14 protein-coding genes and 1 tRNA gene are annotated in these 14,094 nt (G+C 42.4%); 3 read left to right on the top strand and 12 right to left on the bottom strand.

The window, feature by feature from the left end; genetic code table 11:
* Window positions 1-22: 22 nt before the first annotated feature.
* The 6 genes from era to A3I9_RS0100370 all read right to left on the bottom strand — a co-directional run bounded on the left by era (window position 23) and on the right by A3I9_RS0100370 (window position 6,375).
* Window positions 23-922 carry a GTPase Era gene (gene era, locus A3I9_RS0100395; RefSeq protein ID WP_018377100.1) on the bottom strand — a complete coding sequence of 300 codons (900 nt, stop codon included), beginning with the start codon at window positions 920-922 and terminating at the stop codon, window positions 23-25.
* Between the two features lie 66 nt (window positions 923-988).
* A complete protein-coding gene (locus A3I9_RS0100390) occupies window positions 989-1,396 on the bottom strand; it encodes a diacylglycerol kinase family protein (RefSeq protein ID WP_018377099.1) in 408 nt (135 codons plus the stop codon).
* Window positions 1,377-1,874, bottom strand: a complete 498-nt coding sequence (gene ybeY, locus A3I9_RS0100385; protein ID WP_018377098.1) for an rRNA maturation RNase YbeY — start codon at window positions 1,872-1,874, stop codon at window positions 1,377-1,379. The genes A3I9_RS0100390 and ybeY overlap by 20 nt, the downstream gene beginning before the upstream one ends.
* A gap of 156 nt (window positions 1,875-2,030) precedes the next feature.
* Window positions 2,031-2,735, bottom strand: a complete 705-nt coding sequence (locus tag A3I9_RS0100380; protein WP_018377097.1) for an HAD family hydrolase — start codon at window positions 2,733-2,735, stop codon at window positions 2,031-2,033.
* A 168-nt stretch (window positions 2,736-2,903) separates the two neighbouring features.
* On the bottom strand, window positions 2,904-4,646 hold the full coding sequence (locus A3I9_RS0100375) for an ABC transporter ATP-binding protein (RefSeq protein WP_018377096.1): 1,743 nt from the start codon (window positions 4,644-4,646) through the stop codon (window positions 2,904-2,906).
* A 1-nt stretch (window position 4,647) separates the two neighbouring features.
* A complete protein-coding gene (locus tag A3I9_RS0100370) occupies window positions 4,648-6,375 on the bottom strand; it encodes an ABC transporter ATP-binding protein (protein WP_018377095.1) in 1,728 nt (575 codons plus the stop codon).
* Between the two features lie 366 nt (window positions 6,376-6,741).
* On the opposite strand from A3I9_RS0100370, the gene A3I9_RS0100365 reads away from it, so the two are divergent.
* Window positions 6,742-7,119, top strand: coding sequence for a DUF3021 family protein (locus A3I9_RS0100365; protein ID WP_018377094.1), 378 nt, complete (start codon window positions 6,742-6,744; stop codon window positions 7,117-7,119).
* A 47-nt stretch (window positions 7,120-7,166) separates the two neighbouring features.
* Here A3I9_RS0100365 and A3I9_RS0100360 read toward each other — a convergent pair.
* Window positions 7,167-7,239, bottom strand: a tRNA-Thr gene (locus A3I9_RS0100360).
* A gap of 120 nt (window positions 7,240-7,359) precedes the next feature.
* Between A3I9_RS0100360 and ald the strand changes: the two genes are divergently transcribed.
* Window positions 7,360-8,472 carry an alanine dehydrogenase gene (gene ald / locus A3I9_RS0100355; protein ID WP_018377093.1) on the top strand — a complete coding sequence of 371 codons (1,113 nt, stop codon included), beginning with the start codon at window positions 7,360-7,362 and terminating at the stop codon, window positions 8,470-8,472.
* 41 nt (window positions 8,473-8,513) lie between these two features.
* Here ald and A3I9_RS0100350 read toward each other — a convergent pair whose 3' ends face one another.
* From A3I9_RS0100350 to A3I9_RS0100335, 4 genes are all read right to left on the bottom strand, one after another.
* Complete coding sequence (locus A3I9_RS0100350) at window positions 8,514-10,019, bottom strand: phosphohexomutase domain-containing protein (RefSeq protein ID WP_018377092.1); 1,506 nt, start codon at window positions 10,017-10,019, stop codon at window positions 8,514-8,516.
* Window positions 10,020-10,192: 173 nt separating this feature from the next.
* On the bottom strand, window positions 10,193-10,687 hold the full coding sequence (locus A3I9_RS0100345) for a GNAT family N-acetyltransferase (RefSeq protein WP_026217264.1): 495 nt from the start codon (window positions 10,685-10,687) through the stop codon (window positions 10,193-10,195).
* A 12-nt stretch (window positions 10,688-10,699) separates the two neighbouring features.
* Window positions 10,700-11,740 (bottom strand): PhoH family protein, encoded by a 1,041-nt coding sequence (locus A3I9_RS12305; RefSeq protein WP_083903901.1) that lies wholly within the window; start codon window positions 11,738-11,740, stop codon window positions 10,700-10,702.
* A gap of 146 nt (window positions 11,741-11,886) precedes the next feature.
* The gene (locus A3I9_RS0100335; protein ID WP_018377089.1) at window positions 11,887-12,102 is read right to left on the bottom strand and encodes a YozE family protein; all 216 of its coding nucleotides are present in this window, start codon (window positions 12,100-12,102) and stop codon (window positions 11,887-11,889) included.
* 144 nt (window positions 12,103-12,246) lie between these two features.
* Here A3I9_RS0100335 and A3I9_RS0100330 point away from each other — a divergent pair, with 144 nt between their 5' ends.
* Window positions 12,247-13,149, top strand: coding sequence for a diacylglycerol/lipid kinase family protein (locus A3I9_RS0100330; RefSeq protein ID WP_018377088.1), 903 nt, complete (start codon window positions 12,247-12,249; stop codon window positions 13,147-13,149).
* Between the two features lie 29 nt (window positions 13,150-13,178).
* On the opposite strand, the gene cvfB is transcribed toward A3I9_RS0100330, so the two are convergent.
* Window positions 13,179-14,033, bottom strand: coding sequence for an RNA-binding virulence regulatory protein CvfB (gene cvfB, locus A3I9_RS0100325; RefSeq protein ID WP_018377087.1), 855 nt, complete (start codon window positions 14,031-14,033; stop codon window positions 13,179-13,181).
* Window positions 14,034-14,094: the final 61 nt, after the last annotated feature.

The following is a 14,094-nucleotide window of genomic DNA, read 5'->3' as shown; positions in this document are numbered from 1 at the left end:
AATAAAGATATAGAGTTAATCTTTAGTACTCTTTCTCATTATATCCAAAGTCAGCGAGATCGAGTTTTTTGTCGCGCCAATTTTTCTTGACTTTGACCCAGGTTTCTAGGAAGACCTTGTCGCCTAGCATGAGTTCAATATCGCGACGGGCCATTTTGCCAATCTTCTTGAGCATAGCACCTTGTTTGCCGATAATAATCCCTTTTTGGCTGTCGCGTTCCACCATGATGGTAGCACGGATATGAACCTTGTCTGTCTCCTCATCGCGCTTCATGGATTCAATCACAACAGCGACAGAGTGAGGCACTTCTTGCTCGGTCAATTTGAGGATTTTTTCGCGAATCATTTCAGATACAAGGAAACGTTCTGGGTGGTCGGTAATCTGATCTTCTGGGAAATATTGGAAACCTTCTTCCAGATTCCCTTTAAGAATATTCATCAAGGTATCCACGTTGTTGCCTTGGAGGGCCGAAATCGGTACAATTTCCTTGAAGTCCATCTGACTGCGGAAATCATCAATCTGCTCTAATAATTGGTCAGGGTGAACCTTATCAATCTTGTTAATAACCAAAATGACAGGAATCTTCGCTGCCTTCAAGCGCTCCATAATCATCTCATCACCCTTGCCCCGCTTCTCATCAGCAGGCACCATAAAGAGCACGGTTTCCACTTCGCGCAGAGTCGAGTAGGCCGCATCTACCATAAAATCACCCAGAGCCGTCTTTGGCTTGTGAATCCCTGGTGTGTCGATAAAGACAATTTGCTCCGTCTCAGTCGTGTAAATACCCATAATCTTGTTACGGGTCGTCTGCGCCTTGTCGCTCATGATGGCAATTTTTTGCCCCATCACTTGATTTAAAAAGGTCGATTTCCCAACATTGGGACGACCTAGAATGGCTACGAAACCTGATTTAAAAGTCATCTTTTTTCTCTTTTCTTATATTAAAATACTGCAAAATTAAGCAAGCAAATTCGTCTTTTCGCTCTGCTATTTCCCTAAAATCAAATACCAAATCTTCGGAATGAAAATAATCAAACCTGTCACGACTGCATAACCTGAAATAACAAGCACCGCACCCGCCGCCATGTCTTTGGCGTTCTTAGCCAACATGGAGAAATGGTAATCGCTAGCCAAATCCACCACATTTTCAATGGCAGAATTGATGATTTCAAAGGTAATCACCAAAAAAATTGCCAAAAAAAGGAAGAGCCACTCCATGGCGTTAATCTGAAAAATCAGACCAGCCAAACATGCTAATACGGCGGAAACTGCGTGCTTACGCATATTGCGTTCTTCCTTAAAGGCCGTTATAATCCCAGTGATAGCAAATTCCATACTGGCTACCAAATCCCTATTTTTCCACTTTCTTTGTGGGTTATTGTCTCGTAAGTCCATAGGCTGTCAATATCTCTTCCTGTAAGGTGAACATTTCCTTTTCTTCTTCAGGCGTATAGTGATCATAACCGTTGATGTGCAAAAAACCATGTACGGCTAAAAAGCCCATCTCCCGCTCAAAGGAATGTCCATAATCATCTGCTTGTTCTCGCGCTTTGTCAATGGAAATGAACAATTCACCAATATAACTATCAAATTCATCCAACATTTCTGCCAATTCTGGATTGTCAGCTAAATCTTCCTCATCGAATGAAAACGGCACTTCTGGCTTGTACTCCAGACTAATGACATCCGTTGGACGATCTGTGTCACGGTATTCCAAATTTAGTTCATGACTGCGCTCATTGGTCACAAAAGTCACAGCCATTTCCTTGTTTTCCTTCCCCAGCTTTGTAGCTGTAAATTCAAGCAAGTCTAGTGTCTGACGTTTGATTTCCTCAGAAACTTGCCCAGTCTCATCGATTATTTCTACATACATATGGTTTCATTTTGAGCAGGAAATGGACCACACACAGGTACTTATCTTTCGTAGATAGCCATTTTCTGTCTTTCCTTCGTTTTAATCTTATCACTTCATTATACCATAAAGCCTAACTTCCCAAAAGAAAAAGCCAAGTTTCCTTAGCTCATCTCTTCATTTTCTTGTTTTCCTTAGCCAATCCTGTACTTCTTCCAGCTTGGTGATTGTAGCGTCAGGTGTAACTGAATAGTCAGAGCACTGCCGCTTTCGATGATTTAGCCAGATAGCTTTCCACCCTGCACCCTTTGCTCCAACTATATCATTTTCAAAGGAATCACCGACGTAGCAAATTTCCTCAGGAGGGAGGGCTAATTGTGTTTCCATCATTCTAAAAATTTCAGTAGAAGGTTTCATGACACCGACCTGACCAGAGATAATCGTTCGATTTTCTGGAATCCACTGATGTAAGTCCAAAGCCTGAATTTTTCGTAACTGGTGAAGATGAGGTCCATTGGTAATCAAACCCAGTTGAATGCCGTTCTTCTGACAATAGGCGAATAGAGATTCAGCTCCTGCCATCAACTCCAGCTGTCCTTGCTCCTTTTGGTAGGCTTCTTGAATCTCGTAGGCCATTTGATCTGTCACAAAATAGCCTCTATCCTCTAAAGCTTTCTTCATTCGGTAAATATGCATGTCCTTCATAGACATTTCTCCCCTTGCAGAGGCGACAAAGACCTCATCTGCTCGCTTGCGAAAGGTTTTATACAAGGCTACTATTTCTTCTTCATCATTCAGGGGGAGAAAGTTTGCAATGGCTCGTTGAAAGGGTTGGACTTGATCATACAAGGTATCATCCACATCAAAAATCAGTGCTTTCATGCTATCTATTATACCATGTTTTAACTATGAAAACATCAGAAAAACGCCCCGCAAGGCGTCTTTCCTAGGAGATAATATGAAAAAGAAAATTTGTTGCCCTATTGCTAGGATGAAGATAGTATAACAGGAAAAGCTTAAAGAAGGCTAAACTGACTTGTCTTTTTTTATTTACACTTTCTGTTGTATTTTTTGCATCTCCGCATAGCGACCACCTAACGTCATCAGTTCGTCGTGATTGCCACGTTCGATGATTTGTCCAGCATCCAGGACCAAAATTTGATTGGCATTTTGGATGGTAGAAAGACGGTGGGCGATGATAAAGGTGGTCCGCCCTTCCTTGACAACCTCCATCGCTTTCTGAATCATTTCTTCTGTCTCTGTATCAATATGTGATGTCGCCTCATCCAAAATCAGAATCTTTGGATTGGCAATCAGAGTTCTGGCAAAGGCAATCAGTTGACGCTCTCCACTGGAGAAGGCAGAACCTTTTTCAACAACCGGCTCGTAAATCCCTTTTTCTAAGCGTCTCAACATCTCTCCTGCTCCCACCTTTTTCAAGGCAGCAATAATTTCTGCTTCAGAAAATTGGTCATTATCCATAGTAATATTGCTGGCAATAGTCCCTGTAAAAAGATAAGGATCCTGCAAGACAATTCCCATCTGGCTACGAACACTTTCTCGCGAATACTCTCGGATATCCTGCCCATCAATCCAAATTTTCCCTTTTTGCGGATCGTAGAAACGATAGAGCAAATTCATGATGGAAGACTTGCCAGAGCCCGTATGTCCTACCAAGGCCAAGGTTTCCCCTTCTTTGACTTGAAAGGAAATATCTTTCAACACCTGTTGCTTGCCATCGTAAGAAAAATCCACATGGTCAAAGATGACATTGGCTTCATGAACATCTAGCTCTGCTTCACTGTCTTCTTCTACCCTTTCATCCAGCAAATCCAAGACCCGACTACCTGTTGCTAAGGAGCGTTGGATATTTGGTAGCTGACGTACCAACATTCCTAACAAATCAAAAAGGGTTGTAACGTAATTCATATAGAGAAAAAGACGACCTGCTGTAACACCTGTATTTCCACCTAAAAACTGCATTCCAATAACGGTCAGAATGGCTGCGATAACTGTATATTTCAGTAATTCTGTCAAAGTCCATGAAGCAGCTGAATCTACCAAGACAATTCGATTATCTGCCGCTCGCATTTTTGAAGCGATTTGGTCAAATTGTCCCAGCACTGCCTCTTCCTGATGATAAAGTTGAATGATACTAGCCCCATTCATGGTTTCATTGACCTGGGTGTTAAGCTCACTTCGGGCATCATAGAAATCTTTCATGGGCTGATCTGTTAATTTTTTGTAAAGAATTTGCAGACCATAAAAGACGGGCATCAGAAGTAACAAGGCGATACCAACTGTTATATCCATTGCCATTAAGACAATATAGATAAAGACCACTTGCACCAAGGTGATAAACATTTGCGACAATAGCGTGTTGTAAAATTGATTGCGCAGAGTTTCTGTATCATTGACAATCCGTGTGGCAATTTTTCCTGCTGGCTTATCATCAAAGTAAGAAATGGGTAGACGTTGCATAATATCATAGGCTCTATTTCGAAGATTGGTCGCAATCTGATTGGCACAGGCCACCAACATTCGGAAAGAAGCATAGCGAAAAATCCCTGCAATCACTAGAAGCCCGATATAAATAGCTAATTTCAAGACAAATTCATCTTGGTGAAACACTTGATGACGTGACACAGCTGCCAAATCCGTATCAATCACATGTTGCAAAAGGAGCGGTGCCAACTGAGCCCCAGCTGTTGCTAAAAGAAGTAAGAAAAGACCTGTTGCAAATAATCCAAATACATGCTTGATCTCCGAAACTAATTTGATAATCACCTGCATCTTATCCCTCCTTTCCTTGTGCTTGTTGGCGTTGGTATTGCTCGTAATACCACCCCTGAGCAGCTAACAAATCGTCAGGCCTACCCTCTTCGACAATCCGTCCTCCATCTAAGACAATCACCCAATCTGCATGGTGAACCGCAGACAGGCGATGACTCACAATGATATTGGTTTTCCCTGCCCGCTCCTTCTGGATATTTTGGATAATTTGCTGCTCTGTTCGAGCGTCCACAGCTGACAAGGAATCATCAAGAATGAGTAATTCTGGTTTTCTAATAAAGGCACGCGCAATTGAAATCCGTTGCTTCTGCCCACCAGAAATAGATACTCCACGTTCACCTATCGTCGTATCCATTCCCTTTGCCATTCGACTCAAATCATCTGTAAAAGCTGCTGTTTCAATCGCAGCAAGAATGTCAGTTTCGTCCGCATTGACCTTGCCCATAGCAATATTGGCTCCCACTGTCCGTGAGAATAAAATATGCTCCTGTGGCACATAGCCAATCCTACTTTCCACTGATTTTCGTGAAAAATCAGCTATCGGCTGTCCATTCACCAAGAATTTTCCGGACCCCAGAGGGTATTGGCGTAAAAATTGACGGACCAAAGTCGTTTTCCCAGATCCTGTTTTGCCAACAATTCCCAGAGTCTGCCCTGACTGCAAGTGGAGATTAATTCCTGTCAGACTATTCTGGCTGGCCTGAGGGTAAGCAAAATCATAATCTTTTAATTCAAATTCCTCTATATCACCCAACACTTTGGTGCCATCTTCTTCCATATCATCACCTGTCTCAATTAGTTCATTGAGTTTTCCAAAGGAATTTTTCCCTGTTTGGTAGACCAAGATGAAGTCTGACAACATAGCAAAAGGTTCAACCAGAGACACCACATACAGTTGCAAGGCCACAACTTGCCCCAAACTCACCTGCCCCTGCCGCATAAAATAGACACCAGATCCTAAAATAAGAATCGTACTCAATCCCAAAAGGATGCTGTATTGAGGCATATAAAGCGCTCGATAGCGAGCCACATCGTTCCATTGACGAGCAAGTTCTCTTGTCCGCTGAGCAAAGCGGTTGCTTTGGTTGGTTTTCTTGCTATAAGCTCGTATGACGCGTATGCCCTCTACCGTTTCTAGTACTTCGTTGCTCAAATCAGCAATGGCATCACGCGCCATTTCCACTTTATCTTCTAATGGCTGTGAAATCTTGTACGTCCCATAAGTCATCATCAGAATCGGTATTATTCCCAAAAGAGCCATTTGCCAAGAAATCAAAAACATGACCGGAATGATAAAGGCCACCATCCCACCAGCATAGAGCACAATCATCAAGCCATAACCGACCATCTCCATCAGACCTTCCACGTCTGTTGAAAAACGAGTCATCATATCTCCAGACCGAAATTTTTCATAGAAAGGGGTCCGCATAGCCACTAACTTATGAAAGGCTCGCTGTTGCATATCAAACTTAAAATGAATGGACTGCTGAAATAATTTCAAGTGCCATATAAAGGCTGTCCCATAATTTACCAAAGTTGCCAATACTAAAAAGGCAACAGTGGATACCAGTTTCTCCTGTGTCAAAACCTGTGCACTAATAGCATCTACCAAACGTTGAACGACCTGTGTTGGAATGACCAAGGTCGCATCATAGATGATTAGATTCAGTGTGATAATTAGGTAAACCCATTTGTTCTTTTTGACATAATCTAATACGAGTCGTAACACAATAATCTCCTTCTTTTTCTCTCCTCATCATCTTGCCCAGATACGAAATAATATCAAAGGCACGCAAAAAGCCCGCAGCAAGATACACCTTCCTACCGCGGGCTTCTTTTTTAGTCGTCCTAAAAAGAACTAACTATCTCGGTCAGAAAGGAGAATATATAAAAATGAAACAGTTGAAAATTCTTTGTTGTTCATTTTATTGTGCTCCTTTCTGTTGTATTGTTTTCATTCTAACACAAATCAGCATGATGTCAAGGCCTTTTCTGACAAAATCCTCTTCCTGATATGACATTTGTTACTATTATTCCCCTAAAAATCCTGTTATACTATCTGTAAAGAAGAAGGAAAAACAAAGGAGGCAATCTGATGAATAAGGAATTTCAACCCTATATCAAACCTAGTATTCTTCGTACAGTGGTTGTTTTAATGATATTTGGGGCTATTTCTTTCTCTATCTGGAAGGGACAAGATAATCCTAGCTTAGCTTGGCAGGTATTCTGTGCTGGCATAATCTCTGCTACCGTTGCAGCAACATGGAATATTTATGACATTAATTCTTGGCCACTTTGGAAACGCTCCTTTCTCCATACCATTATTATGGGGATTGTAGTACTACCTACTATCTTTGTCAGCGGATGGTTTCCCATCAGAGGAATTGGGGATGTCCTCATTGGATTTGCTTCCTTTGTTGGCTTTGGCATCGTCTTTTGGACAGTTGGTTACTTTGCCTTTCGCAATAAATAATCCAAAATAAAAACCCTTGATTTACAAGGGTTTTCTTTGTATTTTCATGCTAGTTGCCGGGATCGAACCGGCGACCTCATCCTTACCATGGATGCGCTCTGCCTACTGAGCTAAACCAGCAATACTATCTTATTGTATCATAAACTACCGGTTTGTCAATCATTTTTTCTACACTGTTTTCACTTGATTTTTAAAGTATTTTTTCATAGAATAAAACAAAAAAACATGCGAGGTAAAGATATGATTATTGGTGTACCAAAAGAAATTAAAAATCATGAAAATCGTGTAGCTCTGACACCAGCTGGCGTTTACACTCTTGTCCAAGACGGACACACTGTCCTTGTTGAAACAAATGCCGGGCTCGGTTCTGGTTTTACAGATGCCGACTATGTAAAACAAGGGGCTCAAATCGTCTCTGGTCCAGCTGAGGCATGGGCTGCAGAAATGGTTTTAAAGGTGAAAGAACCCCTCAAAGAAGAATATGGTTTTTTACGTGAAGATTTGACCCTCTTCACTTACCTTCATATGGCACCTGCTCCAGCATTAGCGGATGCCATGTTAGCTGCTAAAACAACAGGGATTGCTTATGAAACTGTGCGTAATAACAATGGTCAACTGCCCCTGCTCATTCCGATGAGCGAAGTTGCTGGCCGTATGGCGGTTCAAATTGGTGCTCATTTCTTGACAAAGCAAGAGGGCGGTTCTGGTGTTCTCCTCGGTGGGGTACCTGGTGTTCCTAAAGGAAATATTACGATCATCGGTGGTGGTGTTGTAGGAACACAGGCTGCGCGTGTAGCCCTTGGCTTCGGAGCAAAAGTGACCATTCTTGACATTTCAACACAACGTCTGGCAGAGCTAGAAAATATCTTTGGAAATCAAATCCAAACCCTCATGTCCAATCCATTTAACATTGCAACAGCTGTACAGGATGCCGATTTGGTCATTGGTGCAGTCCTTATCCCAGGTGCTAAAGCGCCTAAATTGGTTACAGAAGAAATGGTTAAACAAATGCGTCCAGGTTCTGTTATCGTAGACGTTGCTGTAGACCAAGGTGGGGTTATCGCGACTGCTGATAAGGTCACGACACATGATGAGCCTGTTTATGAAAAACACGGTGTCCTCCATTACGCGGTTGCCAACATCCCAGGTGCTGTCGCTCGGACTTCAACTCTAGCCTTGACCAATGTCACCCTTCCTTACGTACTGGAATTGGCAAATAAAGGCTTCAAAGAAGCTATTAAGGCTGACAAAGGCCTCTTAGAAGGTGTAACAACCTACCAAGGAAACATCACTAGCCTTCCTGTTGCTGAAGGACTTGGCTATGACTATACAGCCATTGCAGATTTGATCTAATCTACTAGAAAAGGTTTGAGGAATTCTCAAACCTTTTTAAGTTACACTAATTCTAGTAATTTGCTTTGATTAACTGCCGGGTAAACATCCAATAAACTACTAATTTCTTTGAGGACAGAGGGGATATGACCTGCCTCATCATTTTCTACTTGCAAAACAAGGAGTGGCTCATGCAGACTAAGACGAAGCAAGAACCAGCCTTGGCCAAATGGTTCTGACAGGGTGAAACGGATGCCCTCTTCATTTTCAGGATTAACTGCCCAGCCTGCCACATCGACATGTGCAAAATCCGCAATCACTTGTTTTCCAAGTGCTTTGAACTCCTCAGTTTCCAATTTGAAGCGGACTTCTTGTGTTTCAACAGGTTGCTTCAAATCCGCAATCAAGTCATCTACAGATTGGCCTTTTTCTGCAAGCTGTGGTAGGAGCATGAGGATTTTTGCAGCTGCGTAAGTACCATCGTCAAGGAAATAATTTTCCTTGAAAGCAGCGTGTCCACTCGTTTCAATAGCTAGTTGACAATCTACACCTGCTTCATTGGCCTCAATCGCGCGATTAATGACATTGCGGTAGCCAGAAATATAGCGAATCTGCTTGCCACCTAATTTTTCGATAAAGTCTTTCAGATGGTCTGACGTTGGTGAATTAGTGACAATGCTGGTTCCAGGATGTTCTGATAGGGCAATCTGACTAAGGATGGCAATGAGATTGTTCCGATTGAGAATTTCGCCCTTGCTAGTCACAACCGCTGCACGGTCCACATCGGTATCAAAGATAATTCCCAAATCCGCCTTTGTTGCTAAGACTGCTGACTTGATACTTGCCATGGCTTCCTTATTGTCAGGATTTGGAATATGGTTTGGGAAGGTGCCATCTGGTTCTAAGAATTGGGAGCCCGTCGTGTCAGCTCCGAGAGTAGCCAAAACCTTCTCCGCAAAGAACCCACCAGCACCATTTCCCGCATCTACGATGATGTTCATACCTTTAAGAGGTTGATCTGATTCTGTCTTGCTACCCTTGCGGATTTTCTCTACCAAATCCGCAGCATAAGGTGTCAGCAAATCAGCACTTGTCTGACTACCTGTCTGACCATTGTCATTTGGCTCTGTATGTTCCAAAATAAAGTCAATATCCTCGTGTTCCGCTCCGCCATTTTTGCTGAAAATCTTAATCCCATTGAAATAGTATGGTAAGTGACTAGCCGTAATCATAACGCCAGCATCACAAGCAAACTGCTCGTACTGGGTCGCCATGAACATAGCGGGTGTCGTCGCTAGACCAAAGTCAATCACTTCTACTCCTTGTGCCACCAACTCTTCTATCAAGGTTTGGGCTAGAGCAGGGCCACTCAAGCGGCTATCTCGCCCTACACCAATCCGCAACCTACCTGCTTGATAGGCTGCCTCATTAGATTCGCGCAACCAACGAATCAAGCCTGCTGCAATCTGTTTGACTGCTTCAGTTGTTAAATTGACAGACCATTCTTCTGTCGCAATCGCGATACCACGAATATCTGAACCATTTTGCAATTTTGTCAAATCTGACATAGACCATCCTCCTTAAAATGATGACGTTTTCAATACCATCATTTTACCATATCTCGCCTTTTATTGGAAAACTCACCCTAAATTTTAAAAAATTTCTTCTGCTTACATCAACAAAAAAAGCCCAGAGGGCTTAATATCAATACTAATTTACTAACGAAGCCAATCACTCCATCTCACAATACCTTTTCCATGATTACCACTGTATAGAGTTCTTGTTCTACTTCTCTACCAGTTGGCAAAAAGCCTTGCTTTTCCCAAAAATGCTGCGCTTGGGGATTGCCTTTTACATAGGCTAGACCGATTTTCTTGAAATCCTTCGCAAAATAAGCAGAGGCTTCTTGAAATAGGGAACTTCCCAATCCTTTTCCTTGATACATTTTATGGAGCATAAAAAATCCAATGAACACCGTTTCATCATCAGGATAAGCACGCACAAAATCCATCACCGCAACTAAATGATTTTCATCCCAAAAACCAACATAAAACTTATCTTGAAGAGATTTCCCATCTGGTAAACGAGACAGATCTTCCTTGACTGTCTCCAAAGTTGGTCTGGGTGGGCAATATTTGAAAAACAGCGGATTGCTCTCATACAAATCTAACACTTGCTGCAAGGTATCCTCTTTAATAGAAGTTACCCTAAAACGTGATGACAATGTTTTCACTATCTTCTCCCCGCTCTACTTTTTACTCTCAGCAGACTCTTCGGTTCTTTCATCGCTGGCTAATTCTCTATGCTTTCCACGAATAGAACCCTGCTCGGTTTCTACCGCACCTTCATAGGCATTGATAATTTCTGCAACAACAGGATGACGGACCACGTCTTTTGCAGATAAATATACGAAATCTATCTGCGAAATATGTTGCAATTTCTGTGTCGCATCAATCAAGCCAGACTTGACCTGACGAGGCAAGTCAATCTGACTAATATCCCCGTTGACAATCATCTTGGAGTTAAAACCAAGACGGGTCAAGAACATCTTCATCTGCATAATGGTCGTGTTTTGCGCCTCATCCAAGATGACAAAGGCATCATCTAAGGTTCGACCACGCATATAGGCTAAGGGAGCTATCTCAATGATTTCGCGCTCCATGAGACGCGTCGTCTGTTCCTTGCCTAAAATCTGATAAAGGGCATCGTAAACCGGACGCAAGTAAGGATCAACCTTTTCTTTCAAATCACCCGGCAAGAACCCGAGACTTTCTCCTGCTTCCACCGCAGGACGAGTGAGAATAATCCGTTTGACCTGACCACGTTTCAGAGCCGTAACAGCTAGCGTAACTGCCAGAAAAGTTTTCCCAGTTCCTGCTGGACCAATCCCAAACACCACATCATGATTTTTGACACTATCAACATAGACCTTTTGCCCCAAAGTTTTAATCCGAATGGGTTTCCCAGCATTGTCCTTGATAATCTCCTCTTCATAAAGAGCCACAAACTTGTCAATAGTGCCATTTTGCGCCATGGATAAAGCTGTCACGACATCAGAGGTATTGACCATCATGCCTCTACCGACAAGCACTAAGAGAGCTTGAATGGTCAGACGAGCCACCTCAACTGCCTCTTCTTCATCTCCCAAAATCTGTACTCGCTCTGTCCGCGCATGAATGACGACTCCCAGATTTTCTTCCATCAGGCGCAAATGGCGTTCGTTGCTTCCAAAGAGCGCCAGCACATCATCAGGATGTTGTAATGTAATTTCAACAGAATACTCTTGCAAACAGAATTCCTCTTTCTTTCCTTTTTCTAGTTTCATTATAATCTATTTATCCTAAAAAATCACGCCAAGGCGTGACAAGTTTTTATAAAAACAGAAATAAATTTCTTTCAATACGGAAAAATTTTAACTACTAACTCCTTCGCTTTTCAATGTCCCAGATAGTCTTCCCAAATTTGGTCAAATTGGCCCAAATTAAAGGAAAAGCTGGCTTCGTCTTCTAAGTAACGGCTAACCGTTTCAAACTCACCTGTGTGCTTGGGAAATGTTGTGTCTTCAAAGGCTAAATCCGCTAGAATTGCGACTGGCTCATTTGATTTGGGATTACGCTGGGTCATCAGCCAAGTATAAAAGGATTTTCTCATTCTCTCCGACCTCATTTTCACTTTATTATTGTCCTATTGTAGCAGAAAATAGAAAAAATGTCTGACCTAGACCATCCATATCGAATGCTATGTCAAAAGCTATAGAAACTATGTTATAATAACACTAATTAGGAAGGAGGTTCTATGAAAGATATTGTCATCATTGTCAATCAACAATCTGGAAAAGAGAGCAAAAACAGCCTTATCCACGAGATACAAACATTTTTTGAAAAGAAAGCTGGTACTGACTCCATCACCATTCTTTCTCCTGAAAGTCCAGATGAGGCCCGACAATTTGCCAAAGAAGCCTGTGAAAATAAGGTGGATCTCATTATCCCTTTAGGAGGAGATGGGACCATCAATTTAGTCTGTGCTGGCATCTTTGAAGGGGGCGGTCACTCACGACTTGGCATTATTCCTTCTGGTACTGTCAATAATCTAGCCAAATCCCTCAACATCCCCCTAGACCTCTCTTCTGCTCTCAACAATCTCCTTCAGGGGCAAGAAAAAGCCTTTGATATCGCTCAAGTCAATGATGATTACATGGTATCCAGCTTGACATTGGGTCTGATGGCGGATATGGCCTTAGGCGTTACACCAGAGGACAAGCGAAAGTTAGGTCCATTATCCTTTATCAAGGCCGGTTGGAAAATCTGGATCCGCCAACGTAGCTACAAACTCATCTTGCAATACAACGGCCAACGACGGAAAATCAAGACCAAACTTCTTCTAATCACCATGAGCAATACCATCGCAGGCCAGCAAGGATTTACCCCTCATGAAGACACAGATGATGGCCTCTTCAGCGTGTATTCTCTGAAAAAACTCCATTTCCTTCGCTTCCTGTGGTTCTTCTTCATCCGCAAAGGACACTTTAACCAATACCGACACTGGGAACACTTCCGGACAGGAGAATTACGTATCATCAATCGTCGCAAATCACGCGCTAAGAATCCTGTTGTCCGCATTGATGGAGATACAGGCTCACGCCTTCCCGCCACCATTACTATCCATCCCCAGGCGATTACCACAATCGTGCCAAAATAAAAGAGATTGAATTCCAATCTCTTTTTTTCTTATAGCAATTCCGTCCCAAAACTATCTTGTTTGATTTTACCAGCCTTCATCAGCCCACCAAGGGCTTTTTTGAATTGTCCTTTGGAAATCCCGAAGGTCGCCTTGATATCTTCAGGTGAAGACTTGTCATTCAAGGTCATGAAGCCTCCGTTACTTTCCAAATAAGTTAAAATCATTTGCGCATCATTTTCCAACATCTCAAAGGAACGAGGTTTCAAAGAAAGATTTAAAGTCCGATCTACTTGACGGAAACCAATGACCCGCGCTTTTAGCTCTTGCCCCAAACGCGGTTCTGTGTACCGCTCACTTGGATGGATAAAGCCTAGCATATTGTTATCTGGCAAATAAACATGCGTTCCGTTCAATTTTAAGCGATAGACAATGGCACGCAATTCTTGATTTTGCATATTGTCATAGGCAGGACCTGCCAAGCGCTGGAAATCCTCTGAAAAGGCAAGAAGCCCCCAAATACGGTCTTTTTTATCCACATAGTATTTTACATAGAGCTGGTCTCCCTTTTTAGGCCAAAGTTCCTTGATTTCTGGCAATATATCCAGTGAAACAACCACTTCTTTATCCGGTAAACCTGTATCCAAAAAGACACCCAGGTCCTTACGGACTTCTGTCACTGTTCCCCAGCCAAATGTTGTGCGAGTAGCTGTTACTTCTTTCGTTGTCAAACGGAGACGTTGTTTCATATCCGTATAAACAAAGCCCTTGACAGCTTCTCCCAGACGGCGTTCTCCTTCCTCTTTTGCCAACGCAAAGGTTAAGCCATCTTTCTGGACAAAATAAAAATCCTTATTTTCATCTGTCACCAAACCAGTGACAAAAGTTGCTAATACTGTATTCATAATTTCTTTCTAAAACAGAGCCAGTGAATACGTCACTGACCCTGCTATTTGTTTGTGATAA

It is taken from the genome of Streptococcus ovis DSM 16829, assembly GCF_000380125.1.
In the GTDB taxonomy this organism is placed as follows: Bacteria; Bacillota; Bacilli; order Lactobacillales; family Streptococcaceae; genus Streptococcus; species Streptococcus ovis.
This window is presented reverse-complemented; position numbering and strand designations above follow the sequence as displayed.

Bases quoted from the DNA above. Each gene is read 5' to 3' on its own strand.
- ybeY (WP_018377098.1), bottom strand. From the start codon at position 1,874: ATGTATGTAGAAATAATCGATGAGACTGGGCAAGTTTCTGAGGAAATC.
- A3I9_RS0100350 (WP_018377092.1), bottom strand. From the start codon at position 10,019: ATGTCAGATTTGACAAAATTGCAAAATGGTTCAGATATTCGTGGTATC.
- A3I9_RS0100375 (WP_018377096.1), bottom strand. From the start codon at position 4,646: ATGCAGGTGATTATCAAATTAGTTTCGGAGATCAAGCATGTATTTGGA.
- era (WP_018377100.1), bottom strand. From the start codon at position 922: ATGACTTTTAAATCAGGTTTCGTAGCCATTCTAGGTCGTCCCAATGTT.
- A3I9_RS0100335 (WP_018377089.1), bottom strand. From the start codon at position 12,102: ATGAGAAAATCCTTTTATACTTGGCTGATGACCCAGCGTAATCCCAAA.
- A3I9_RS0100390 (WP_018377099.1), bottom strand. From the start codon at position 1,396: ATGGACTTACGAGACAATAACCCACAAAGAAAGTGGAAAAATAGGGAT.
- A3I9_RS0100330 (WP_018377088.1), top strand. From the start codon at position 12,247: ATGAAAGATATTGTCATCATTGTCAATCAACAATCTGGAAAAGAGAGC.
- A3I9_RS0100365 (WP_018377094.1), top strand. From the start codon at position 6,742: ATGAATAAGGAATTTCAACCCTATATCAAACCTAGTATTCTTCGTACA.
- A3I9_RS0100380 (WP_018377097.1), bottom strand. From the start codon at position 2,735: ATGAAAGCACTGATTTTTGATGTGGATGATACCTTGTATGATCAAGTC.
- ald (WP_018377093.1), top strand. From the start codon at position 7,360: ATGATTATTGGTGTACCAAAAGAAATTAAAAATCATGAAAATCGTGTA.
- cvfB (WP_018377087.1), bottom strand. From the start codon at position 14,033: ATGAATACAGTATTAGCAACTTTTGTCACTGGTTTGGTGACAGATGAA.